This window comes from Azoarcus indigens (genome assembly GCF_004361735.1).
Lineage (GTDB): Bacteria > Pseudomonadota > Gammaproteobacteria > Burkholderiales > Rhodocyclaceae > Azoarcus > Azoarcus indigens.
Genome location: NZ_SNVV01000002.1, coordinates 147,121 through 169,343, shown reverse-complemented (window position 1 = coordinate 169,343; position 22,223 = coordinate 147,121). Strand labels below are relative to the sequence as shown.

At 62.8% G+C, this 22,223-nt stretch carries 26 protein-coding genes; 7 read left to right on the top strand and 19 right to left on the bottom strand.

Annotated features, from left to right (window positions below):
• Positions 1 to 2: 2 nt before the first annotated feature.
• From C7389_RS03650 to C7389_RS03625, 6 genes are all read right to left on the bottom strand, one after another.
• The gene (locus C7389_RS03650; RefSeq protein ID WP_133588471.1) at positions 3 to 488 is read right to left on the bottom strand and encodes a YajQ family cyclic di-GMP-binding protein; all 486 of its coding nucleotides are present in this window, start codon (positions 486 to 488) and stop codon (positions 3 to 5) included.
• 24 nt (positions 489 to 512) lie between these two features.
• Positions 513 to 836, bottom strand: a complete 324-nt coding sequence (gene ppnP / locus C7389_RS03645; protein WP_133588469.1) for a pyrimidine/purine nucleoside phosphorylase — start codon at positions 834 to 836, stop codon at positions 513 to 515.
• A gap of 10 nt (positions 837 to 846) precedes the next feature.
• Entirely contained in the window at positions 847 to 1,077 is a 231-nt protein-coding gene (locus C7389_RS03640; RefSeq protein WP_133588467.1) for a DUF2788 domain-containing protein, read from the bottom strand.
• An 11-nt stretch (positions 1,078 to 1,088) separates the two neighbouring features.
• Entirely contained in the window at positions 1,089 to 2,318 is a 1,230-nt protein-coding gene (locus tag C7389_RS03635) for an argininosuccinate synthase (RefSeq protein ID WP_133588465.1), read from the bottom strand.
• A gap of 141 nt (positions 2,319 to 2,459) precedes the next feature.
• A complete protein-coding gene (gene argF, locus C7389_RS03630) occupies positions 2,460 to 3,386 on the bottom strand; it encodes an ornithine carbamoyltransferase (RefSeq protein WP_133588463.1) in 927 nt (308 codons plus the stop codon).
• A 14-nt stretch (positions 3,387 to 3,400) separates the two neighbouring features.
• Positions 3,401 to 4,576: an aspartate aminotransferase family protein gene (locus C7389_RS03625; RefSeq protein ID WP_133588461.1), complete on the bottom strand. Its 1,176-nt coding sequence runs from the start codon at positions 4,574 to 4,576 to the stop codon at positions 3,401 to 3,403.
• A 219-nt stretch (positions 4,577 to 4,795) separates the two neighbouring features.
• Between C7389_RS03625 and C7389_RS03620 the strand changes: the two genes are divergently transcribed.
• A complete protein-coding gene (locus tag C7389_RS03620; protein WP_133588459.1) occupies positions 4,796 to 5,080 on the top strand; it encodes a DUF3579 domain-containing protein in 285 nt (94 codons plus the stop codon).
• An 81-nt stretch (positions 5,081 to 5,161) separates the two neighbouring features.
• On the opposite strand, the gene rpsT is transcribed toward C7389_RS03620, so the two are convergent.
• Positions 5,162 to 5,428 (bottom strand): 30S ribosomal protein S20, encoded by a 267-nt coding sequence (gene rpsT / locus C7389_RS03615; protein ID WP_004298664.1) that lies wholly within the window; start codon positions 5,426 to 5,428, stop codon positions 5,162 to 5,164.
• Positions 5,429 to 5,615: 187 nt separating this feature from the next.
• On the opposite strand from rpsT, the gene murJ reads away from it, so the two are divergent.
• Both murJ and C7389_RS03605 read left to right on the top strand, forming a co-directional pair.
• Positions 5,616 to 7,154, top strand: a complete 1,539-nt coding sequence (murJ, locus tag C7389_RS03610) for a murein biosynthesis integral membrane protein MurJ (RefSeq protein ID WP_133588457.1) — start codon at positions 5,616 to 5,618, stop codon at positions 7,152 to 7,154.
• A 79-nt stretch (positions 7,155 to 7,233) separates the two neighbouring features.
• On the top strand, positions 7,234 to 7,863 hold the full coding sequence (locus C7389_RS03605; protein ID WP_133588455.1) for a YbhB/YbcL family Raf kinase inhibitor-like protein: 630 nt from the start codon (positions 7,234 to 7,236) through the stop codon (positions 7,861 to 7,863).
• A gap of 22 nt (positions 7,864 to 7,885) precedes the next feature.
• Here the strand turns inward: C7389_RS03605 and C7389_RS03600 are convergent, their stop codons facing one another.
• From C7389_RS03600 to C7389_RS03570, 7 genes are all read right to left on the bottom strand, one after another.
• Positions 7,886 to 9,142, bottom strand: a complete 1,257-nt coding sequence (locus tag C7389_RS03600) for a 6-phosphofructokinase (RefSeq protein ID WP_133588454.1) — start codon at positions 9,140 to 9,142, stop codon at positions 7,886 to 7,888.
• 85 nt (positions 9,143 to 9,227) lie between these two features.
• The gene (adk, locus tag C7389_RS03595; RefSeq protein WP_133588451.1) at positions 9,228 to 9,881 is read right to left on the bottom strand and encodes an adenylate kinase; all 654 of its coding nucleotides are present in this window, start codon (positions 9,879 to 9,881) and stop codon (positions 9,228 to 9,230) included.
• A gap of 111 nt (positions 9,882 to 9,992) precedes the next feature.
• Positions 9,993 to 10,763 carry a 3-deoxy-manno-octulosonate cytidylyltransferase gene (gene kdsB, locus C7389_RS03590; RefSeq protein ID WP_133588449.1) on the bottom strand — a complete coding sequence of 257 codons (771 nt, stop codon included), beginning with the start codon at positions 10,761 to 10,763 and terminating at the stop codon, positions 9,993 to 9,995.
• A 13-nt stretch (positions 10,764 to 10,776) separates the two neighbouring features.
• Entirely contained in the window at positions 10,777 to 10,965 is a 189-nt protein-coding gene (locus tag C7389_RS03585) for a Trm112 family protein (RefSeq protein WP_133588447.1), read from the bottom strand.
• Positions 10,946 to 11,959, bottom strand: coding sequence for a tetraacyldisaccharide 4'-kinase (gene lpxK / locus C7389_RS03580; protein ID WP_133588445.1), 1,014 nt, complete (start codon positions 11,957 to 11,959; stop codon positions 10,946 to 10,948). The genes C7389_RS03585 and lpxK overlap by 20 nt, the downstream gene beginning before the upstream one ends.
• A gap of 6 nt (positions 11,960 to 11,965) precedes the next feature.
• Entirely contained in the window at positions 11,966 to 12,388 is a 423-nt protein-coding gene (locus tag C7389_RS03575; RefSeq protein WP_133588443.1) for an ExbD/TolR family protein, read from the bottom strand.
• 9 nt (positions 12,389 to 12,397) lie between these two features.
• Positions 12,398 to 13,006: a MotA/TolQ/ExbB proton channel family protein gene (locus C7389_RS03570; RefSeq protein WP_133588441.1), complete on the bottom strand. Its 609-nt coding sequence runs from the start codon at positions 13,004 to 13,006 to the stop codon at positions 12,398 to 12,400.
• A gap of 314 nt (positions 13,007 to 13,320) precedes the next feature.
• Between C7389_RS03570 and xseA the strand changes: the two genes are divergently transcribed.
• The 4 genes from xseA (at position 13,321) to tal (ending at position 17,451) form a co-directional block, all read left to right on the top strand.
• On the top strand, positions 13,321 to 14,733 hold the full coding sequence (gene xseA, locus C7389_RS03565; RefSeq protein WP_133588439.1) for an exodeoxyribonuclease VII large subunit: 1,413 nt from the start codon (positions 13,321 to 13,323) through the stop codon (positions 14,731 to 14,733).
• Between the two features lie 166 nt (positions 14,734 to 14,899).
• Positions 14,900 to 15,484 carry a superoxide dismutase gene (locus C7389_RS03560; RefSeq protein ID WP_133588437.1) on the top strand — a complete coding sequence of 195 codons (585 nt, stop codon included), beginning with the start codon at positions 14,900 to 14,902 and terminating at the stop codon, positions 15,482 to 15,484.
• Between the two features lie 95 nt (positions 15,485 to 15,579).
• The gene (locus C7389_RS25320; RefSeq protein WP_246034613.1) at positions 15,580 to 16,329 is read left to right on the top strand and encodes a pseudouridine synthase; all 750 of its coding nucleotides are present in this window, start codon (positions 15,580 to 15,582) and stop codon (positions 16,327 to 16,329) included.
• 42 nt (positions 16,330 to 16,371) lie between these two features.
• On the top strand, positions 16,372 to 17,451 hold the full coding sequence (tal, locus tag C7389_RS25315) for a transaldolase (RefSeq protein WP_246034612.1): 1,080 nt from the start codon (positions 16,372 to 16,374) through the stop codon (positions 17,449 to 17,451).
• A gap of 27 nt (positions 17,452 to 17,478) precedes the next feature.
• Here tal and C7389_RS03550 read toward each other — a convergent pair whose 3' ends face one another.
• From C7389_RS03550 to C7389_RS03530, 5 genes are all read right to left on the bottom strand, one after another.
• On the bottom strand, positions 17,479 to 17,787 hold the full coding sequence (locus tag C7389_RS03550) for a DUF3135 domain-containing protein (protein WP_162851652.1): 309 nt from the start codon (positions 17,785 to 17,787) through the stop codon (positions 17,479 to 17,481).
• 150 nt (positions 17,788 to 17,937) lie between these two features.
• Positions 17,938 to 19,833: a chemotaxis protein CheA gene (locus tag C7389_RS03545; RefSeq protein WP_133588433.1), complete on the bottom strand. Its 1,896-nt coding sequence runs from the start codon at positions 19,831 to 19,833 to the stop codon at positions 17,938 to 17,940.
• Positions 19,834 to 19,898: 65 nt separating this feature from the next.
• Complete coding sequence (gene cheZ, locus C7389_RS03540; protein WP_133588431.1) at positions 19,899 to 20,783, bottom strand: protein phosphatase CheZ; 885 nt, start codon at positions 20,781 to 20,783, stop codon at positions 19,899 to 19,901.
• Positions 20,784 to 20,816: 33 nt separating this feature from the next.
• Entirely contained in the window at positions 20,817 to 21,218 is a 402-nt protein-coding gene (cheY, locus tag C7389_RS03535) for a chemotaxis response regulator CheY (protein WP_133588429.1), read from the bottom strand.
• Positions 21,219 to 21,250: 32 nt separating this feature from the next.
• Positions 21,251 to 22,207 (bottom strand): chemotaxis protein, encoded by a 957-nt coding sequence (locus C7389_RS03530; RefSeq protein ID WP_133588427.1) that lies wholly within the window; start codon positions 22,205 to 22,207, stop codon positions 21,251 to 21,253.
• Positions 22,208 to 22,223 lie beyond the last annotated feature (16 nt).

Here is a 22,223-nt window from a genome sequence, read left to right as displayed (position 1 = left end):
GATCAATCGCGAAAATTACCGAACTGCAGCGGAAAGTCCGTGACATCCTTCCTCACGATTGCGATCGCGTCCTGCAAGGTATCCCGCTTCGCCCCGGAAACACGGACGGCGTCTCCCTGGATGGCGGCCTGAACCTTCAGCTTGCTGTCCTTGAGTAACTTAACGACCTTTTTTGCCAATTCTTGATCGACACCCACGCGAACCTTGAGTTCCTGCTTCACCTTGTTACCACTGACCTTCTGCAGGTCGCAGTATTCCAGGCAGCGGATGTCAATCTTCTTGGCGGTCATCTCGGGGAGCAGGATGGCCTTCATCTGGTCCAACTGGAAGTCGCTGTCGCCAAAGAGTGTCAGCACCTTGTCGCCCTGCTCCACTCGAGCATCGGTTCCCTTGAAGTCATAGCGCCCGGATATCTTGCGGTTGGCCACATCTACCGCATTACGCAGCGCAACGAGGTCCACCTCGGACATGATGTCGAATGAGGGCATGGCGACTACTCCTGTGCGGCCTGCTCAGCCGAAATGGCAGATGTAGTGGTAAGGCTCACCCGCCACTTCGATATCGAAGCTGGAGTTGCCCGGCACATTGAAAGACTCGCCAGCGGCATAGCTCTTCCACTCGCTTTCACCCTTCAATCGCACACGGCAGCTTCCTGCCACCCCTTCCATTATTTCCGGTGCGCCGGTGTTGAAGGTCAACAACGCCGGGAGGATTACACCCACCGACTTCTGGGTGCCGTCGGCGAAGCGGATACCGTGGCTGACGCACCTGCCGTCGAAATACACGTTTGCCTTGGTGGTCACGGCCACACCGTCAATTTTCTCAGTGACGCTCATGAAGCCCTTCCTATTCAATGCCCATCAATTTCTGGATGATCCCCTTGGCGACGAACCCGACAAAACCGACACCCAGGGCGATGAACAGCCACATGGTGCCGTACTTGCCGGCCTTGGACTCCTTCGCCAGGTTGCCGATGATGAACAGCATGTAGAGGATCAGCGCGGTAAAGCAGATCTTGAGCGACAGATCCTCGAACTCCGCGACTGTCAGACCAAATATCAGCGGCTCGCCATTCATCCCGTCCTACCTCAGCCCCGTTTGGACTTGGCGTTCGCGGCGATGCGCATACGCAGGGCATTGAGGCGGATGAAGCCGTTCGCGTCTTTCTGGTTGTATGCGCCCTGGTCATCCTCGAAAGTGGCGATGGTGGGGTCGAACAGCGAATCCGTCTTGGAGTCGCGTGCGACCACGATCACGTTGCCCTTGTAGAGTTTGACCCGCACCCAGCCATTCACCGTCTGCTGCGTGGTATCGATCAGGGCCTGCAGCGCCCGCCGCTCCGGGCTCCACCAATAACCGGTGTAGATCAGACTCGCGTAGCGTGGCATCAAGTCGTCCTTGAGATGAGCGACTTCACGATCCAGCGTGATGGACTCGATGGCGCGGTGGGCCTTCAGCAGGATGGTGCCCCCCGGGGTTTCGTAGCAACCGCGGCTCTTCATGCCGACATAGCGGTTCTCGACGAGGTCCAGCCGGCCAATGCCATGCTTGCCGCCGAGCTCATTGAGCTTGGCAAGCAACTCGTGCGCCTTCATGCGAACACCATCGATCGCAACCAGGTCACCCTTTTCGAACTCCAGATCCACGTACTGCGCGGCATCCGGGGCAACTTCCGGCGAGACGGTCCAGCGCCACATGTCCTCTTCCGCTTCCGCTGACGGGTTTTCGAGGTGGCGGCCTTCGAAGGAAATGTGCAGCAGGTTCGCATCCATGGAATAGGGCGAACCCCCCTGTTTGTGCTTCATTTCGATGGGAATACCAGCCTTCTCAGCATAGGCAAGGAGCTTCTCGCGGGAGAGCAGATCCCATTCGCGCCACGGGGCGATCACCTTCACATTCGGCATCAGCGCGTAATAGCCGAGTTCGAAACGGACTTGGTCATTGCCCTTGCCGGTGGCACCGTGGGACACCGCGTCGGCGCCGCTTTCCCGTGCAATCTCGATCTGGCGCTTGGCGATCAGGGGGCGGGCGATGGACGTGCCCAGCAGATACTCGCCCTCATACACCGTGTTGCCGCGGAACATCGGGAAGACGAAATCGCGCACGAACTCTTCGCGCAGATCGTCGATGAAGATGTTCTCCGGCTTGATACCGAATTTCAGCGCCTTCTGGCGCGCTGGCTCCAACTCCTCGCCCTGGCCGAGGTCAGCGGTGAAGGTCACCACCTCACACTGGTAAGTGTCCTGCAGCCACTTGAGTATGACCGAGGTATCCAACCCGCCCGAATAGGCAAGTACCACTTTCTTGACGTCGCTCATTGTCCTGTCCAATCTTTGCATCCGGGCACCCTCGGCACACCGGCGGTTAGCAGCAGTTCCGCGTTGATTCGACTCCCCGCTCCGACGCGGCCGAAGCGGGGATGCTCCTCCAGGGCTCCGCCCTCGAAATACGTGGCCGGATCAGTCCGACTCCACCCGTCCTAGCACCAGATATTCCATCAATGCTTTCTGCACATGAAGGCGATTTTCCGCCTCGTCCCATACCACGGATTGCGATCCGTCGATGACTTCGGCGGTAACCTCCTCGCCGCGATGTGCCGGCAAACAATGCATGAAGAGCGCTCCCGGCCGGGCGACGGCCATCATCTCCGCATCCACGCACCAATCGGCGAAGTCCTTCATCCGGGCCTCGTTCTCAGCTTCAAAGCCCATGGAAGTCCACACATCGGTGGTGACGAGATCAGCGCCCCGGCAGGCTTCCATAGGATCCTCGAATTGCTCGAAGTGACCGGTGCCGTGCAAACCGGCGCGCTCCGGCTCCACCTCGTAGCCCGGCGGCGTGGAAACGCGGACGTTGAAGTCCAGCACTTCCGCGGCCTGCAGCCAGGTATTGCACATATTGTTGGAGTCGCCCACCCAGGCCACCGTTTTGCCCTGGATGCTGCCGCGATGCTCGATGAAGGTGAAGACATCCGCCAGGATCTGGCAAGGGTGGTACTCGTTGGTAAGGCCGTTGATGACGGGAACGCGAGAGGCCCCGGCGAAGCGCTCGATGATCTCTTGCTCGAAGGTCCGGATCATCACGATATCGCTCATGCGGGAGATGACCTGAGCCGCATCCTCCACCGGCTCGCCACGCCCTAGTTGAGAGTCGCGGGTGTTGAGGTAGATCGCGGAGCCGCCCAGTTGCTGCATGCCAGCTTCAAAGGAAAGACGGGTTCGGGTGCTGGCCTTCTCGAAAATCATCACCAGCGTGCGATCGAACAACGGATGGTAGGGCTCGTATTGCTTGAACTTGGACTTGATCCACGCGGTGCGGCTGAACAGGTACTCGTACTCCTCGCGGGAAAAATCCTTGAATTGCAGATAATGCTTGTTAGCAGTCATGTAGAGCGCCTTCCTTACCCCTGCGACAGGAAGTCGCGAATCAGCGGAGCCAGCCCTGTCACCAGGTTCTGCGCATCCTGAGAGGTGAATGTCAGCGGCGGCAGCAGTCTTACCACCCGCTCCGCCGTCACGTTGATCAATAGGCCGACCTCCAGACCGCGCGCAACCAGCACGCCGCAGGGCCGATCCAGTTCGATCCCTATCATCAGCCCCTGCCCCCGGATGTCGACGACTCCGGCAACACCTTTCAGAGCTTCTCCCAGCGTGCGGCGGATTTCCTGCCCGATGCGTTCCGCATTGGCGAGCAAGCCGTCGTCAGCAATCACGTCCAGAGTCGTCAGCGCAGCTGCGCAGGCCAGTGGATTACCACCGAACGTGGTGCCGTGATTCCCCGGCCCCCACAGGTCGGACGCAGGGCCTCCGGCCAGGCAGGCGCCGATCGCTACCCCGGAGCCCAGCCCCTTGGCCAGCGTCATCACGTCCGGCTGCACACCCGCCTGCTGCCAGCCAAACCAGGAGCCCGTACGCCCAACGCCACACTGAACTTCATCGCAGATCAGCAACCATCCGTGCTGATCACACACGCTTCGCAGCTCGCGCAGATAGCTCGCGTCGGCAATGCTGAGCCCGCCCTCGCCCTGGATTACCTCCAGCATCACTGCAACTACGCTGTGGTTATGCTCGGCGATCTGACGAACCGCATCGATATTCCGATATGGAACGCGGACAAAACCGCTCACCAGCGGCTCGAAGCCCGCCTGGGCCTTACGATTGCCGGTGGCGGACAGCGTTGCCAGCGTACGGCCATGGAAGGCGTTCTCCATGACCACTATCGTCGGCAGCTCCACGCCTTTCTTGTGCCCGTAAAAACGAGCGAGCTTGATCGCAGCCTCGTTGGCTTCGGCACCGGAATTGCAGAAAAAAACCTGCTTCATGCCTGAGAGTGCCGTAAGTCGCTCGGCCAGTTGCTCTTGCAAGGGAATCCGGTACAGGTTGGAAGTATGAAGAACCTTGCCGGCCTGGGCTGCGATGGCAGCCACCAGGCGCGGATGGTTGTGGCCAAGGGTGGAGACGGCAATGCCGGAAAGCGCGTCGAGATAGCGTTTTCCCGTCTCGTCGTATAGCCATGCGCCGTCGCCGTGCGTAAACGCGACCGGCAGGCGTGCATAGGTATTCATGACGTGGGACATGGAGGACCCCTATCGGGACGAAGCACAAAAAACGCACGGCGGCTGACGCCGCCGTTGGGGAAAATAGACGGAGATGGTAAGCCAAAAGCACGACCGAAGTACAGATCACCCCACTGCCGCAAGGCATTCGTACCTAGGCATTTCTGCTAGAATGCGTCCCGTTTTTCCGCGGAGCCCGCAAGGGGCGCCCTATTTTTCTGAAGCCACGATGCGTGACACATGAACCAGAAAATAGAAAGCTTTGTCATCATCGGGGTCACCTGCGAGGGGAAGAAGTTCCGCCCCAGCGACTGGGCCGACCGCCTCTGCGGCATCATGTCCGCATTCGGCTCGGACCACCGGATGCGTTACTCCCCCTATGTGCGTCCAGGCTGCACGCTCAAGGGCGACAAGACAGTCCTCGTCGACCGCCGCCTCTATGAAGTCGAGCCGCTGGCTTATAAATTCCTAATCAATTTCGCCAACGACAACGATTTGCAGATGGAGCCGCTGGAGCAGCTCTGAGCCCCGCCTCTTCAGGAAGTAGCGACAGGCAAAAAAAAGCGACCCGCAGGTCGCTTTTTCTACATCCATGCAGCAGCCGAATCAGGCAGCCATCGCCTTGACAGCGGCGGAAAGACGGCTCTTGTGACGAGCAGCCTTGTTCTTGTGGATGATCTTCTTGTCGGCGATGCTGTCGATGGTGCTCATCGAGGTGCGGAAGACCGACTGGGCAGCAGCCTTGTCTCCACCCACGATGGCCTTACGCACGGCCTTGATCGCAGTACGCAGACGCGAACGCAGGCTGGCGTTATGAGCGCGAGCCTTGGTCGCTTGACGAGCGCGCTTGCGAGCTTGTGCCGAGTTGGCCATAGATTCGATTCCCGTTGGTTGGTGGTTCTTGAAAGCCCGCGAGTCTATCCGCTTTCAAACGCCAATGCAATAGAGATTGCAGGTAGCCGCAAACGCGCAATTGGGGGCAGAGCAGCTATCATGCGCAGCGCTCCAGCCGCGGCCTCGCTGCGCGGCCAGCCTTTCGCGCCCGAACTCCAGAACACTTATGAACCTGCTTCGCGCCCTGGCCACCGTCAGCGGCATGACCTTGCTGTCCCGCATCCTCGGCTTCGTTCGCGACTTTGTCGTCGCCCGGGCCTTTGGCGCCGGCATGGCAACCGATGCTTTCTTCGTCGCCTTCCGGCTGCCCAACCTGCTGCGCCGCATGTTCGCGGAAGGCGCATTCTCGCAGGCCTTCGTACCCATCCTGGCGGAGTACCGCAACCGCCAAGGCCATGAAGCCACCCGCACACTGGTGGACAAGGTAGCCACCCTGCTGGGGCTGGTCGTTGCAGGGGTGGCGCTGCTCGGCATCCTCGCCTCCCCGCTGATCATTTACATCTCTGCGCCCGGCTTCTCGGACGACGCAGAAAAGTTTGCCCTTACCGTCGAGCTCACTCGCATCACTTTCCCCTACATCTTCTTCATGGCGCTGGTGGCGCTGGCGGGCGGAATCCTTAATACCTGGAGCAAGTTCTCCATCCCCGCCTTCACCCCCGTCCTGCTCAACCTGAGCTTCATCGGCATGGCGCTCCTCGCTGCGCCCTACTTCGATCCGCCAGTCCTGGCCCTCGCCTGGGCAGTCTTCATCGGCGGCCTGCTGCAACTGGCCTTGCAACTACGACCGCTTGCCAGGATCGGCATGCTGCCCCGCTTCCGCCTCGACCTCTCCGACCCAGGCGTACGGCGCATCCTCAAGCTGATGGCACCCGCCCTGCTCGGTGTCTCCGTCAGCCAGATATCGCTCCTCATCAATACGATATTCGCGTCCTTCCTCGAGAGCGGCAGTGTCTCCTGGCTCTACTACGCCGACCGCCTGATGGAATTTCCCTCCGGCCTGTTGGGCGTAGCCCTGGGAACCATCCTGCTGCCCAGCCTGGCCAAGCTGCATGCGGACGACAAGGCCGAAGCCTTTTCCTCGCTGCTCGACTGGGGGCTGCGCCTCACGCTGGTGCTCACCCTGCCCGCCGCGCTGGCGCTAGCACTGCTCTCCACGCCGCTGATCGCCACCCTATTCCACTACGGCGCCTTTTCCAGCGGGGACGTGCTGCAGACGCGCAACGCCCTCGTCGCCTACAGCGTCGGCCTCACCGGCCTGATTCTGGTGAAAGTGCTCGCCCCAGGCTTCTACGCCCGGCAGGACATCCGCACGCCAGTGAAGATCGCCGTCATCACCCTGCTGGCCACTCAGGCGATGAACCTGGCTTTCATCGGTCCGCTGCGGCACGCCGGGCTGGCACTCTCCATCGGCCTGGCCTCCTGCCTCAACGCCGGCCTGCTGTTCTACGGCTTGCGCCGGCGGCGCGTCTATATACCCCAGCCCGGCTGGGGCAGCTTCGCGGCCAAGCTCCTGGCGGCCCTGCTCACGATGGCGGCCATACTTTGGTTTGGCAGCGGCACCGAAACATCCTGGCTGGAGGAGACCGGTCAGCTGCGGATCATTCGCCTGGCAGCCATCGTACTTGCCGGCGCCGCGGGCTACTTCGGCATGCTCTTCTTGCTGGGATTCCGCCTGCGCGACTTCCGCAAGCGCAGTGCAAGCTGAACAGCCCAGACCGAAAACGACGCCCCTTTTCCGGGAAAGCTAGAATCAGTTTCCCCTGACGCAATCGAGGAGTACAGGCATGAAACTCAGCAGCCCGAATTTCGCCGACGGTGCCCCCATCCCGGAAGAATTCGCCTTTGGCCGCAAGCCGGCCGAGGGCCATGTGGAACTGAGCAGCAATCACAACCCGGCCCTCGCCTGGAGCGACCCGCCTCCGGGAACGCGCTCTTTCGCCCTCATCTGCCATGACCCGGACGTTCCCAGCCGCGGCGACGACGTAAATCAGGAAGGCCGCAGCGTGCCGCCAGATCTGCCGCGGGTGGACTTCTTCCACTGGGTCCTGGTCGACCTCCCGGCCGACCTGAGGGAGATCGCCGGTGGCAGCTTCTCCGACCGCGTTACCCCCAGCGGCAAGCCCGGCCCGGCGGCCCTTCTCGGCACGCGCCAGGGCGTGAACGACTACACCAGTTGGTTCGCCGGCGACGAGAAAATGGCGGGCGACTACTACGGCTACGATGGCCCCTGCCCACCCTGGAACGATCTGCTTCGCCATCGCTACGTCTTCACGCTGTATGCGCTTGACCTGGAGCGCTGTCCGGTCGAGGGACGCTTCGACGGCGCGGACGTGCGCAAGGCGATCAGCGGCCATATCCTGGCCGAGGCCAGCCTCACCGGCCTATACACCCTCAACCCGGCAGTGAAGCTGTGAGGCGCATTCGCCGGGAACGCCCTCAGGCCGGATAAGGCGGCAAGAGCCGGGGAACCATCGGCAGCGCAGGCAGACGGTAATCCGGCAACCCACCCAAGGTCGTCGGCGGCAATTCACCCTCGATCAGAGGCCGCAGGTGGCGCAGCCCCTCCGCGGAAACATGCAGACCGTCCGCCCGCAGGAATCCGGCGGGCAGGCGACGCTCCAGATTGGCGATGGCGGCCACATCCACCACCTGGATATCCCAGCGATAGGGCCGATCGCTCAGCCGGCGGATCGCCGGCATCACGCCATCCCGTCCTTTCAGCGCATAGCCCACTGCCGCCTCGCCCACCGCGAGCGCCTGAGCGTGATCGGTGGCAGAACGCCAGTGCCCGGCGGCCCGCTGCAGATAGTCCGGGATAGACCAGTGGTACTTGTAACCCAGCCGCTCCCCCACCAGCCGAGCGATGCACTGCCCTGCCCCGCCCAGCTGGATGTGGCCGCCCGCATCCTGCCCCTGCTCCATCACCAGGCTGCCATCCGCTCGCTTCAACCCTTCGGCCACGGTCACCGCGCAGTAACCGATGCGCTCGACCACAAGCCGGACCTCGGCGAGAAAAGCCACCTCGTCGAATGGCACTTCCGGGACCAGTATGAGGTGAGGCGCCTGGTCCGGCCCCTGCGCCGCCAGCGCAGTCGCCGCCGCCAGCCAGCCGGCATTGCGCCCCATGACCTCCATAACGAACACCCGCCCCCGCCGGCTGCTCATTGCCGCGAGATCCAACCCGGCCTCCAGCATGGAGGTGGCCAGATATTTGGCCGCCGAGCCGAAACCGGGCGAGCAGTCGCTGCCCTCCAGGTCATTGTCCACCGTCTTGGGCACGCCGATGGCCCGCAGGGGATAGGCCCGGGCCCGTGCGGCGGCGGATATCTTGGCCACCGTCTCCATCGAGCCGTTGCCACCGTTGTATAGAAAGGCACCGATGCGGTGAGCGGCAAACACGTCGAACAGGCGGTCGTACTGGGCAGGGTTATCAGCCAGCGCATCCAGATCGAACCGGCAGGAACCGAAGGCGCCGCCCGGGGCCTGCGCCAGGCGGGAAAGGTCGTCATCCGACCAGCCGGCGGTATCCACCAGATCTTCGCCCAAGGCGCCGAGCACCCCATGGCGAGCCGCCAGCACCCGGCCTATCCGGGGCCCTGCGGCCCTCGCCGCCCGGATGGCCCCGGCCGCACTGGCGTTGATCACGGCGGTAACACCGCCTGCCTGGGCATAAAGAAGATTGAACGCGCTCACTTCACCGTCCGCACCAATGAAAACGGCCGGCACCCGTCAGGAACCGGCCGTCGAAAACTCCCGCCTACTCAGGCGGGAGCCGGAATCACTTCAAGGCATCCAGCGCACGGGCGGTGATCTCTTCCACCGAACCCAGGCCAGAAATCTTGCGAACCTTGGGCGCCGCCTTGTCGCCCGAGGCTTCCCACTTGGTGTAGTAGTCCACCAGCGGCTTGGTCTGAGCATGATAGACCTCCAGCCGCTTCTTCACCGTCTCTTCACGGTCGTCGTCGCGCTGGATCAGCTCTTCGCCGCTCACGTCGTCCTTGCCGGCCACCTTGGGCGGGTTGTACTTGACGTGGTAGGTGCGGCCGGAAGCCAGGTGCACCCGGCGGCCACTCATGCGCTCGACGATCTCGCTGTCCGGCACGTCGATCTCCAGCACGATGTCGATCGGCACGCCTGCGTCCTTCATCGCATCTGCCTGTGGAATGGTGCGCGGGAAGCCATCGAACATGTAGCCGCCCTTGCAGTCGTCCTGCTGCAAGCGATCCTTCACCAGGCCGATGATGATGTCGTCGGAAACCAGACCGCCCGCATCCATCACCTTCTTGGCCTCCACGCCCAGGGGCGTGCCAGCCTTTACCGCCGCGCGCAGCATGTCCCCGGTGGAAATCTGGGGAATACCGAACTTCTCCTTGATGAAATTCGCTTGCGTACCCTTGCCGGCTCCCGGCGGTCCCAACAGAATCAAACGCATACATCCTCCAGGTGCTTGAATGGGCCCCACACGGGGCCACTCGTTATGAATTTCAGGAGGCCGAAACTTAACCGAGCCGTTTCAACCGGTCAAACAGAATTCCGCACTTTTTCAAGCATTTGCGGCAAAGATCTGACGCACCCGCGCCAGGTCCTCCACGGTATCCACACCCGCCGCCGGCGCTTCATCCAGCACTACCACACCAATGCCGTGGCCATGCCAGAGCGCCCGCAATTGCTCCAGCGCCTCCCACTGCTCAAGCGGAGACGGCACCAGTTGCGCGTATTGCTTCAGGAAACCCACTCGATAAGCGTAAAGTCCGACATGTCGCAGCATCGGCAGCCCCGGCGGCAGCGCCGAGCGATCGGCCAACCAGGCATCCCTCGCCCACGGGATAGGCGCACGTGAAAAATACAGCGCGCGGCCACGGCCGTCGCATACGACTTTCACCACATTGGGATTGAAGGCCTCGGCTACATCTTTCAGCGGATGGGCAGCGGTGGCGATCGACGCCCCCGAATCCGCCGCCAGCGCCTGGGCCACTGCGACAATCAGTTCAGGAGCGATCAGCGGCTCATCACCCTGAACATTGACCACGATATCCCCGTCGTCCCAGCCCTGCAGCAGGGCCACTTCTGCGAGGCGGTCGGTTCCACTGGGATGATCCGGTCGGGTCATGATCGCCTGCCCGCCCTCGGCCCGAACCGCTGCATAGATGCCTTCGTGGTCGGTGGCGACCCAGATTTCGGCGGCGCCGGCCTGCCGAGCACGCTCCAGCACCCGCACCACCATCGGCTTGCCCGCGATATCCAGCAAGGGCTTTCCGGGGAGGCGCATCGACGAATGACGGGCAGGGATCACCACCCGGAAGGAGGTCGTCATGGCCAGCCCTTCTTCAGCGCAGCGCGTCTACTTCTTCGGCGGAAAGGCTGCGTGCTTCGTCTTCCAGCATGACAGGAATGCCGTCACGGATGGGGAAGCCCAGACGGTCAGCCTTGCAGACCAGTTCCTGCTTGTCCTTCAGGTAATCAAGGGGGCCCTTGCAAACCGGGCAGACAAGAATCTCAAGCAGTCTGGCGTCCATTACTCAGCTTCTCCAGGATTCGGTCGGCGGCACCCGAACCGATGCGGGCCTGCACCGGAAACTCCCAGCAGTCCGCGATAGCGAAAGGCGCGCATTTTACCGCATCCTTGCTGGTCATAATCTTCACATCGCCGGGGGCGAAAGCCAGATCTGCCGGCACAAAGGCATGATGGTCGGGAAAGGGGTGGCGCACTACGTCCAGCCCCATGCTCTCCAGTTGGGAGAAGAACCGCTCGGGGCGACCGATACCTGCCAGGGCGTGGATCACTCGCCCCTGGAAATGCGCGGCAGAAACCCAATACCCTGTGTCATCCAGAGCACGGAAACGCTCACCTGAAAGTTCCATCGGAAAGACGTTTCCAATGCCAATCCGCGCGCGTAAACCGTCAGAAAGCACACCGTGGGCGATGACCAGATCCACCTCCCGCAGGCGGGACAAACCCTCGCGCAGCGGCCCCGCCGGCAGCGGCCAGCAATTGCCCAGCACCACTTCGTCCACCACCGCAATCTCGACATCACGCGCAAGGCGATAGTGCTGCATGCCATCGTCCGAAACGATCACATCGCAGCCAGGGTGGGCTTGCAGCAGCAGGGCCCCGGCAGCAGGCCGATCCCTGCCAATGGCGACGGGGCACCCGGTAAGACGCGACAGCAGCAACGGCTCGTCACCGTACCGTTGCGCCGCTCCATCAGTCGGCACCAAACAGGGCCCCTCCTCCGTTCCCCCGTACCCCCGGCTGACGATGCCCGGCCGGTATCCGTGCCGCCGCAGCACGCCGACCAGCCATTCGACCACCGGCGTCTTGCCACTGCCGCCCACAGCGATATTTCCCACCACCACGACGGGCACCGGCAATCGCACCTCCGCCGTGAGACCACGGCTGAAGGCGAAACGACGCAATGCGGAAAGGCCGGAAAACAGCGTGGCCAGTGGCAGCAAGCAAGCACCCGCCACGCCGCGCTCTTGCCAGAATGCGGGAGAGGCCGCTGGCATGCCGATTTATTGGGGAGGGTTCTGGGTTGCGAAAGTGATGTGCGCCAACCCTACGCGCTGGGCTGCCTGCATGATGTCGATCACGCTCTGATGAGCCGCCTTGGCATCGGCACTGATGACCACGATGGGCTCCTTGCCGGGCGGCACCGCTTTGCCCAGCGCCCCAGCAATGGCATCGATGTCGCGCCCGACCACTGGCTGTCGATTGACCAGCACATCACCGCTGGCGGTCACCGCCACCGCAATCTCGTTGGCTACGGTGTCACTACCCTCGGAGGCTGCGGAAGGCAGATTGATTTCCAGCCCGGACACCTTGGAGAAAGTCGTCGTCAGCATCAGGAAGATGATGATCACCAGCACCACATCGATCAGCGGGATGAGGTTGATTTCTGGCTCCTCCTGCCGACGGCCCAGGCGGCGGAATTTCATCGCCCTGCCTCACGCCTTGCGGTCGCCATGGGCTACCTCGACCAGTTTGACCGCCTGTTGCTCCATGTCCACCACGAAGTCGTCGATCAGACGGCGGAAGTGACGCCAGAAGATCATCGCCGGGATGGCGATCACCAGCCCGAAGCCGGTGGTATAGAGCGCGATGGAGATGCCCTGGGCCAGTTGCGCCGGGTTGGCGCCGCTGGAGCCCTGAGAGGCAAAGATCTCGATCATGCCGACGATGGTGCCGAACAGGCCAAGCAAAGGGCTGATGGAAGCGATGGTTCCCAGCGTGGTAAGGAAACGTTCCAGGTCGTGCACCACCGCCTGGCCGGTCTCCTCTATGGCCTCCTTCATGACTTCGCGGGAGCTGTTGATGTTCCGCAGCCCCGCAGCCAGCACACGACCGAAAGGAGAATGCGCCGACACGCGCTCCACCATTTCCGGCGACACGCCACGCTGACGGAAATCAGCCAGAACGTTATCCAGCAGGCCCGGGGGCACGACCCGCGCCCGGCGCAGCGAGATGGAACGCTCTATGATCAATGCAACAGCTACGACGGACGCAAGCAGCAGCGGCCAGATAGGCCAGCCGACGGCCTGGATGATCGCGAACACGCGGAAAAACCTCGCTGAGGGAAAGGCGGAACTCTAGCGCCCTTGGCTCCGTGCCGGCAAGCGAGCCCGTCATAGCGAACGTGAAACGAACTCCCGCATCAATCCACAAAAGCTGTGGATAACTTTGTGGGTTATTTCCGAAATCTTCCCCAACTCCCCGTCGCACCAAACACCTGCCTCCTCTGCCAAAAAATAAGCAAGGGATTAATCCATATATTTCATGCACTTAAAAATCATCCCTGTGCCATCAAGGACTTGCAGATTACGGCTTGACAGGCAGACTTCCCTGTGGATTCCGCTACAATCCGCCGCCTATGTCGAACGACCTCCTTCTCACGGACAGTGCCGGTTTTGCCCCACGACCACAGGTCCTTAGCGTCGCCGCGCTGAACCGCCTGGCGCGCGAGACCCTGGAAGCCTCGATTCCACTCCTGTGGGTGGCGGGCGAGATTTCCAACCTCACCCGCGCCTCGTCTGGCCACCTCTATTTCACCCTGAAAGATGAACAGGCCCAGGTGCGTTGCACCATGTGGCGCAACCGCGCGCAACTGCTCGCTTTCCGGCCGGAGAACGGCATGCGGGTGGAAGCGCGTGCGCTGGTCACGCTGTACGAGGTACGTGGCGACTACCAGCTGAGCATCGAAGCGCTGCGGCCGGCTGGCGTCGGCAATCTGTACGAAGCGTTCAACCGGCTGAAGGACAAGCTTGCGAACGAAGGCCTGTTCGATCCGGCCACTCGCCGGCCCCTGCCCCGCCACCCACGCGGCGTGGGCATCGTGACGTCGCCGGCGGCGGCCGCGCTGCAGGACGTGCTCTCCACGCTGCGCCGGCGCGCAGCGCATCTCGATGTGGTTCTTTACCCCAGCCCGGTCCAGGGCGCTGACGCCGCTGCACGGCTGACCGCGGCCGTGATCCAGGCCGGCGCCCGTGCAATGGCGGACGGGGTGGATGTCCTGCTGCTGGTTCGCGGCGGCGGCAGCATCGAGGATCTCTGGAGCTTCAACGATGAAGCTCTCGCCCGCGCCATCCGGGCCTGCCCGGTACCGGTGATCAGCGGTGTCGGTCATGAAACGGACTTCACCATTGCAGACTTTGCCTCCGATCTGCGTGCCCCGACGCCCACCGGTGCGGCCGAACTTGTCACTTCCGGCTACGTGGCCGCCCAGCAGACGGTTACGGCTTTGGCCCCGCGGTTGCAACGCGCGGTCGGGCGCAAACTGGAAACCCTGTCGCAGCGGCTGGACCGCAGCGCCCTTCGCCTCACTCACCCGCAAGACCGGCTGCGTCGCGCTGCCACCGACCTCAGCAGTCTGTCCCAACGCCTGTGGGCGGCCCTGCAGCGCTCGGTGGAGAAAAAACGCGAACGGCACGCCCAACTCCAGCTGAGACTGACGTCCCGCCAGCCTGAGATCGCACTAGCAAGGGAACGCTGCGAGCGCCTCGCTCAACGCCTGCTGCTCAGCGCTGAAGTACTGCAACGCCGGCGCCGGGAGCAGCTGGCGGCCCTGTCGGCCCACCTCCTGCACCTCGCTCCGGAAGCGGTGCTGGCCCGCGGATACAGCATCGCGCGGGATGGAAAGGGGAACATTCTCCGCTCAGTCGGAAAGCTGACGCCAGGCGACGCGATCGAGATAGAACTTGCGCATGGCAAGGTCGATGCCAAGGTCCTCGCAGCCAGGCCGGACATTGGCTCTCCACCTTGCCCGGAGCCTCCCACGGGTCCATGAAGAAAGAGCGGCATAGCAGCGGAGCGCATATGCTTTTGCTGCCATGCGGGTTTCGGAAACCCGCGCTTGCGCTTAACATCGGCGCCTGTCGGGATTGTCACGCTGGCTCAATCCTGACTAGAATCGTCGGACTTTCCACCCCCGAATCAAAAAACAGGAGAGATCAATGGAACACACATTGCCCCCGCTGCCTTACGCCAAGGATGCCCTCGCTCCGCACATTTCGGCCGAGACGCTGGAGTTCCACTACGGCAAGCACCATCAGGCCTATGTCACCAACCTGAACAACCTGATCAAGGGCACCGAATACGAGAATCTGGATCTCGAAGCCATCATCAAGAAGGCTCCGGCCGGCGGCGTGTTCAACAACGCGGCCCAGATCTGGAACCACACCTTCTTCTGGAGCAGCCTGAAACCGAACGGCGGCGGCGAACCCACTGGTGCCCTGGCCGATGCCATCAAGGCCAAGTGGGGCTCCTTTGATGACTTCAAGAAGGCTTTCTCCGCCTCCGCCGCCGGTAACTTCGGCTCTGGCTGGACCTGGCTGGTGAAAAAGGCTGACGGCTCCGTCGATATCGTGAACACCACTGGCGCCGGCTGTCCCCTCACCACCGCTGACAAGCCTCTGCTGACGCTGGACGTGTGGGAACACGCCTACTACATCGACTACCGCAACCGTCGCCCGGACTTCATCGCCACCTTCCTGGCGAGCCTTGCGAACTGGGAATTCGCGGCGAAGAACTTCGCCTGATCCGCACCCGGCGGCGATTTGCCGCCCGTTGCCCAGAAGCGACCGGAACACCGGTCGCTTTTTTATTTTCCGCACTCACCGCCGAGCTCCGCGCCATGCTGGAAATCCTCTACCAAGACGACGGGTTGGTCGCCATACACAAACCCTCCGGCCTGCTGGTGCATCGCAGCGCCCTGGACGCCCATGAGGAGCGTTTTGCGGTCCAATTGCTTCGAGACCAACTGGGCCGCAGGGTGCATCCGGTGCATCGGCTGGACAAAGGCACGTCCGGTGTCCTGCTGTTCGCATTGGACAAGGAGAGCGCCAGCGCCCTTAGCCGTTGCTTCGAACTCGGCGAGGTAGAGAAGCGCTATACCGCCATCGTGCGTGGCCATCCCGCAGAACAAGGCTGCATAGACCACGCACTCAGCCGCCGGCACGACCCTGCTGAGCGACTGCCAGCCGGCGCCAGCGACACTCCGCAGCAGGCGGTGACCCGCTACCGCAGGCTGGCGACAGCCGAACTGCCCTACCGGGTGGACCGCTATCCCAGCAGCCGTTACGCCTTGTTGGAACTATGGCCGTTGACCGGCCGGCGTCACCAGATCCGGCGCCATCTCAAGCACATCGCCCACCCCATCATCGGCGACTCCACCTTCGGCAAGGGCCAGCACAACCGTTTGTTCCAGCAGCTCTTCGGCAGCCAGCGTCTGCTGCTGGCCTGCACCCGCATGGCCCTTACACATCCTCACACAGGTGTCTACCTCTCCATCCAGGCAGCACCAGCGGCAAATTTCGCCTCGGTCGCCCGCGCACTGGGTTGGGATAAAGCGCTCGCCTCGCTTTCGGCGGGCCCGGATTCGTAGCAGAATCGATGCTTCCGTCCAAACAGCCTGTTCGACAACGTCATGAATCCCCTGCTTCAAGTCCGTCAGCACGGCCAGCAGATCTGGCTGGACAACCTCTCCCGCACCCTGCTCAACGAGGGCCAGCTCGCCCGGCTGCTGAGCGACGACGGGGTGGCTGGCATCACCACCAATCCGGCGATCTTCCAGAAAGCAATTGCCGGCGGCCGCTATTACGAGGACGACCTCACCGCCTTAAAGAAGGAAGCGCTGAGCGCGGAACAACGTTACGAGCGACTGGTGGTTCCCGACGTGCAGCGCGCCTGCGACATGCTGCTGCCCTTGTTCCGCGACAGCGGGGGCGCGGCGGGCTACGTCAGTCTGGAAGTTTCGCCCGGGCTGGCAGCGGACGCCCCCGGCACCGTGGCTGCCGGCCTGCGTCTGGCGAAGGAAGTGGCGCGCCCCAACCTGCTGATCAAGGTGCCAGCCACCCCGGCCGGCCTGGAGGCCATTGAGGCACTCGTCGGTCACGGCGTCAGCGTGAACGTCACCCTGATGTTCTCGCTGGCTCATGTGGACGCTGTAGCGCTCGCCTACATCCGGGGGCTGGAACGGCTGCGCGCGAGTGGAGGAGATCCCGGCAGCGTCATGTCTGTCGCCAGTCTTTTCCTGTCGCGGGTAGATACGCTGGTGGATCGCCAACTGGAAACCAAAGGCAGCGCCGAGGCCCTGGCGCTACGCGGGACCAGCGCAGTGGCCACCGCCAAGCTGGCCTATGCGCGCTACCGCGAGCGTTTCCACGGTCCGGAGTTCGCTGCCTTGCGGGCTGCCGGAGCACGCCCCCAGTACATGCTGTGGGCCAGCACCGGCACCAAGAACCCGGCCTACAGCGATCTGCTCTACGTCGAGCCACTGATCGGGCCGGAAACCGTCAATACCCTTCCGGACGGCACGCTGGACGCGTTACGGGATCACGGCAAGGTGGCCTCCACGCTGGCCGAGGGGATCGAGGAGGCCCGCGCCCACCATGCTGCGCTAGCCGGCTGCGGTATAGATTTGACCGCCGCAGGAGAACAACTGCAGAAAGAAGGGCTTGCCCAGTTCGATGAGGCCTTCGCCAAGCTGCTTGCGGTAACCGCCTGAGAGCCCCTGACTCAGCCGTCCGCAGCCTCAACGGCATTCGTCCAGCTGCGCCATCACCTCGCGCAGGCGGGCGGTTGCAAAGTCCAGTTCCAGACTTTTCCGGCTTAGTGTTTCCACCCTGTCCTTCATCAGGCAGGTGATTCCGCGTACTGCACGCATGGGGGAGCCGGACGACATCCGCACACAGTCGATGAAGCGCTGCATCTCGCGCAAACGCTTTGCCTGCGGAACAGGGTGCTCGGAGATGAAGCGATCTATCGTGCGCCGGCGCGCCTGGAAGAAGGCAGCCGGGTCATTCTTCGCCAGCTCGCTCCATTGATCGAAATCGAACTCCACGATGTCTCCTCCCCTGCGGGCCGGCCGCGAACCGGCCTGCTCTGCTTTCATCGTAGGCAAGGGGTGGAGCAGGAACAAGCGCCAGCATTGCTGGCGCGATAAGGAAAAAAGGCGCCTCCAGGCGCCTCTCTCCCTTATCGCAAAGCCAGTTCAGGCAAATGCCGCCACCGACTGCCGCATCAGTGCGGCCCGCGCGACACCGCGCTGCTCGCCAGCGCCGCCCAGCAGTTCCTTCATGTCGAGGATGAGCACGATCTGACCATTGGACAGTGTCGTCACGCCTGCCACACCCTTGGGACGGAAGTCGTCCAGAGACTTGATCACCGCATCTTCCCGGCCGGCGAAACTGTCTATGGCGAGGATGAAAGACAACTCCGCCGTCTGCATGAGAACGCCATACTCCGGCGTGCGCTCCTGGCTCCAGCCCAGCAGGCTGGACAGCGGCAGGATAGGCAGGACTTCGCCGCGCACCACCATGGTTGCCCGCCCGCCAACTTCCTGGACCTCCTTGGGATCGACCGGCAGGATCTCGCGCACCATGGACAACGGCACCGCAAAAGGCTGTTCACCCAGGCGCACCAGCAGTACCGGCAGAATGGCTAACGTCAGCGGCAGGCTGATGACGAAGGTGGTGCCCTTGCCCTGCTGCGAGCGGATATCGATGGAGCCGTTAAGCTTCTGGATGTTGGTGCGGACCACATCCATACCCACGCCACGGCCAGATACGTCGGAAACCTTGGCCGCCATGGAAAAGCCCGGGAGGAACACCAGGTTGTAGCTCTGGCGCTCGTCCATGGTGTTGGCTTCCTCGTCGGTGATCAGCCCTTTCTCCACCGCTTTGGCCCGCAGGCGTTCGGCGTTCATCCCGCGGCCATCGTCCGCCACCATGATCACGATATGGTCGCCTTCCTGGCGGGCTTCCAATCGAACGATGGACTTCGTCGGCTTGCCGTTGGCCACGCGTTCCGAAGACTCTTCCACACCATGGTCTACCGCATTGCGGATGAGGTGGATGATGGGGTCCGACAAGTCCTCGATCATGGTCTTGTCGATCTCGGTTTCCTCCCCGGCGAGCACCAGTTCCACATCCTTGCCAAGATTGCGGGCCAGATCGCGGGCAATCCGCGGATACTTCTGGAACAGGCGGCCAATGGGCTGCATACGCGTCTTCATGACTGCGTTCTGCAGATCGGAGACCAACAGGTCGAGCTGGCTCACTGCCAGATCCAGCGCATGCAGCGTCTCGGTGTCGTTGCGGCCGCTGAGGATGTCGCTGCGCAGGGCGTTCAGGCGATTCTTGGTCAAGCCGATTTCGCCGGAGAGATTCAGCACCTGGTCCAGTCGCGCAGTATCCACCCGGATGGAGTTGTCGCGCTGGCGCTCACCTTCACGGCGGCCGGCAGGCGGCGCAGCTGCAGTAGGCTTGTCGCTGGCACGCCGCCCCAGCGCCGATTGCACGACCTCCTCCAGCGGCTTTTCCATGACCGCCTGCACAGGGTCCGGCGCCCGCACTTCGGCAACCGGTACCGGCAGACCGGTCACCGCGTTATAGAGCAGATTCCAGTCGGGTTCGTTGGCCGTGCCGCTGGCGCGGGGGGCCGCAGGGGGCGGTGTGATCGCCGGTTTGGCCGGCGCCGGAACAGGGGCTGCAGCCTCACCCGAGATCGTTGCCTTCAGGCCTTCGATCAGGGCGGCGTCGGCGGCGGGTGGCTGCGAGCCGCGCTCAAGGTAGCCGAACATGTCGCGTACCGCCGCGGTGGCAGCCAGGATCACGTCCATGCCCTCGGGCGTGACCGAGAGCTCACCGTTGCGCAGCTTGTCGAACAGGTTCTCGGTCAGGTGGCAGAGGGTGACGAGCTCCGTCGCATTCAGAAAGCCCGCGCCGCCCTTGATGGTGTGAAACCCGCGGAAGATGTCGTTGAGCAGGCCTCTATCGTCCGGCGAACGCTCCAGGTCGACAAGCTTGTTGTCAACCCCGGACAGCAGATCTCCGGCTTCGATCAGGAAGTCCTGCAGCAAGTCTTCCATCCCGGCAAAGTCACTCATGGCTCTCAGGCTCCAATTCTCGTTCGGGGGCGGCCGCCGATCCCGGGTGATTCCGCGTGGCAGGCTCAGAAGCCCAGGCTCTCGAGCAGGTCATCTACCTGTTCCTGGCTGGTCACCACGTCGTCGCGGCCTTCGCTGTTGATCACAGGCCCGTTCATCAGGCCGGTGTGCGCATCGGTGCGCTTTTCGTTGGGTGTGATCTCCAGCAGGACCTGGAGCAGTTGGCTCTCCAGGGTCTGGGCCATGTCGACCACTTTCTTGATGACTTGGCCGGTGAGGTCCTGGAAATCTTGCGCCATCATGATTTCCATCAACTGCGCATTGGTCTGGCGGCTGCCATCGGCGACGCCACCGATGAAATCACGGGTTTCGGCAGCCAGCGACTTGAACTCGTCTACCGACAATTCGTTCGCGTAGAGGCGATCCCACTGGGCCCGCAAGCTCTCGGCATTCGCGCCGAGGCGCTCCTGGATCGGCTGGGCGATGTCTGTAGCATTGAGCACACGGCTCGCCGCCTGCTCGGTCATTTGCGCGATGTAGCTCAGACGCTGGCGGGCGTCGGGAATCGCTTCCGCCACCTCCTGCAGGGCATGATCGAAACCAAGTTGACGCAGGGTGTCGTGGACTTGCCGGGTCATCTGTCCAATCCGGGTGAAAACGCCCTCGATCTTGTCGGCGCCGTCTTCCTCCTCCGTCCCGGCGACGACGCTGGCAACGGCGGCCCCGGCAGCCGGCTTGACGGCCGGTGCTGCGGGAGCGGTGAACTCCGCGGCAACGGAGTCGAACAGCGCTTGCAGATCATCGCTGTCGCCAGTGTCGCCGCCCGCGGGCGCGGCCACCGGGGCAGGCGTCGGCGCAGGCTTCACCGCCGGCGTGGAGGCAATGCTGTCGAACAGGGCTTGGAGATCGTCCGAATCACCGGACTCGTCGAATTTTGCTTTCTTCACCATCTTCGGGCTCCCTTGTCGATGCGGCCAGCCCGTTCAGGCCACGGCACTCTTGCCGAGCTTCTCGAAGATCTTCTCAAGCTTCTCCGCCAGCGTCGCCGCGGTGAAAGGCTTGACGATGTAGCCGCTGGCACCCGCCTGGGCGGCAGCGATGATGTTCTCCTTCTTCGCCTCGGCGGTAATCATCAGCACCGGCAGATGCTTCAGGTGCGGGGTCTGGCGTATCGTCTGCAACAGGGTCAGCCCGTCCATGTTGGGCATGTTCCAGTCGGTCACGACGAACTCGAACTGCGAACTGTTGAGCTTCTGCAGCGCAACCGCGCCGTCCTCAGCCTCCTCCACGTTGGTGTAACCCAGTTCCTTCAGGAGGTTGCGGACGATGCGCCGCATGGTTGAAAAGTCATCGACGACGAGAAATCGCATTTTGGGGTCGGCCATCTTGTTTCTCCGGTTTCCTCAGGCTGCCGCGGTCAAACCTGCCGCGCCTTCAAGAGAAGGGGGCGCAGGGTATCCGCAAGCACATCGGCGTCGAATTTTGCCACGTACGAATCGACTCCGACCCGTTTTCCCATGGCGCGGTTGGCCTCGGAGGACAGGGAGGAGTGCATCACCACCGGGATCCCCTCGAAGCGCGCATCGTGCTTGATGTTGCGGGTCAGCACATAGCCATCCATCTCCGGCATCTCGGCATCCACCAGGATGAGATCGATCTCTTCACCGACATGCCGCCCCATCTGTTGAGCATGACTGGCCATGCCTTCCAGCCGCGTCCAGGCCTCCAGGCCATTCTGCGCGTGCTTGTGGCGTACCCCCAGCTTGTCCAGGACTTCGGCGATCTTGCGACGTGCCACGGCGGAGTCGTCGACGAAAAACACATTCACCTCGTGGCCGTTGCCCAGCGGGGCGATGTTGCCGACCACTGCTTCACCGAAGGTATTGGCGAGAATGGTCTCCACATCGAGGATGGACACCAGCTTGCCGTCGCCCAGTTCAGTGATCGCGGTAATGAAGCTATGGACGTTGGAAGAGACGTTGTCCGGCGTACGTACCTTGTCCCACTCCACGCGGATGATGCGATCGACCTCGTCCACCAGGAAACCCAGCGTGCGCTTGCTGTACTCGGTGACCATCATCGAGCCGCCGAGCGGGTCGCCGGCCTCTCCTAGGCCGAGGATCTTGGCCAGCGAGAGCACCGGGATGACATTGCCGCGCAGGGAGATCAAGCCTTCGACACCAGCCGGCATGTTGGGCGCCTTGGTGATGAAAGGCGTCTTCGACACCTCGCGCACCTTGAACACGTTGATGCCGAAAGTTTCGCTGGTTCCCAGGGAGAACAGCAGGATCTCCATGCGGTTGGAGCCGGCAAGCATGGTGCGGCCATCGACCGTGTCCAGCAGGGCGGGATCCTTGCGATCCAGGTTGAGCATGAGCGTTACCTCGTTA

Coding starts and splice junctions, on each gene's coding strand:
- C7389_RS03545 (WP_133588433.1), bottom strand. CDS start 19,833: ATGAGTGACTTTGCCGGGATGGAAGACTTGCTGCAGGACTTCCTGATC.
- C7389_RS03640 (WP_133588467.1), bottom strand. CDS start 1,077: ATGAATGGCGAGCCGCTGATATTTGGTCTGACAGTCGCGGAGTTCGAG.
- C7389_RS03650 (WP_133588471.1), bottom strand. CDS start 488: ATGCCCTCATTCGACATCATGTCCGAGGTGGACCTCGTTGCGCTGCGT.
- argF (WP_133588463.1), bottom strand. CDS start 3,386: ATGACTGCTAACAAGCATTATCTGCAATTCAAGGATTTTTCCCGCGAG.
- C7389_RS03620 (WP_133588459.1), top strand. CDS start 4,796: ATGAACCAGAAAATAGAAAGCTTTGTCATCATCGGGGTCACCTGCGAG.
- C7389_RS03635 (WP_133588465.1), bottom strand. CDS start 2,318: ATGAGCGACGTCAAGAAAGTGGTACTTGCCTATTCGGGCGGGTTGGAT.
- ppnP (WP_133588469.1), bottom strand. CDS start 836: ATGAGCGTCACTGAGAAAATTGACGGTGTGGCCGTGACCACCAAGGCA.
- C7389_RS03575 (WP_133588443.1), bottom strand. CDS start 12,388: ATGAAATTCCGCCGCCTGGGCCGTCGGCAGGAGGAGCCAGAAATCAAC.
- C7389_RS03560 (WP_133588437.1), top strand. CDS start 14,900: ATGGAACACACATTGCCCCCGCTGCCTTACGCCAAGGATGCCCTCGCT.
- C7389_RS03605 (WP_133588455.1), top strand. CDS start 7,234: ATGAAACTCAGCAGCCCGAATTTCGCCGACGGTGCCCCCATCCCGGAA.
- C7389_RS03530 (WP_133588427.1), bottom strand. CDS start 22,207: ATGCTCAACCTGGATCGCAAGGATCCCGCCCTGCTGGACACGGTCGAT.
- xseA (WP_133588439.1), top strand. CDS start 13,321: ATGTCGAACGACCTCCTTCTCACGGACAGTGCCGGTTTTGCCCCACGA.
- adk (WP_133588451.1), bottom strand. CDS start 9,881: ATGCGTTTGATTCTGTTGGGACCGCCGGGAGCCGGCAAGGGTACGCAA.
- lpxK (WP_133588445.1), bottom strand. CDS start 11,959: ATGCCAGCGGCCTCTCCCGCATTCTGGCAAGAGCGCGGCGTGGCGGGT.
- C7389_RS25320 (WP_246034613.1), top strand. CDS start 15,580: ATGCTGGAAATCCTCTACCAAGACGACGGGTTGGTCGCCATACACAAA.
- kdsB (WP_133588449.1), bottom strand. CDS start 10,763: ATGACGACCTCCTTCCGGGTGGTGATCCCTGCCCGTCATTCGTCGATG.
- tal (WP_246034612.1), top strand. CDS start 16,372: ATGAATCCCCTGCTTCAAGTCCGTCAGCACGGCCAGCAGATCTGGCTG.
- cheY (WP_133588429.1), bottom strand. CDS start 21,218: ATGGCCGACCCCAAAATGCGATTTCTCGTCGTCGATGACTTTTCAACC.
- murJ (WP_133588457.1), top strand. CDS start 5,616: ATGAACCTGCTTCGCGCCCTGGCCACCGTCAGCGGCATGACCTTGCTG.
- C7389_RS03625 (WP_133588461.1), bottom strand. CDS start 4,576: ATGTCCCACGTCATGAATACCTATGCACGCCTGCCGGTCGCGTTTACG.
- C7389_RS03585 (WP_133588447.1), bottom strand. CDS start 10,965: ATGGACGCCAGACTGCTTGAGATTCTTGTCTGCCCGGTTTGCAAGGGC.
- cheZ (WP_133588431.1), bottom strand. CDS start 20,783: ATGGTGAAGAAAGCAAAATTCGACGAGTCCGGTGATTCGGACGATCTC.
- rpsT (WP_004298664.1), bottom strand. CDS start 5,428: ATGGCCAACTCGGCACAAGCTCGCAAGCGCGCTCGTCAAGCGACCAAG.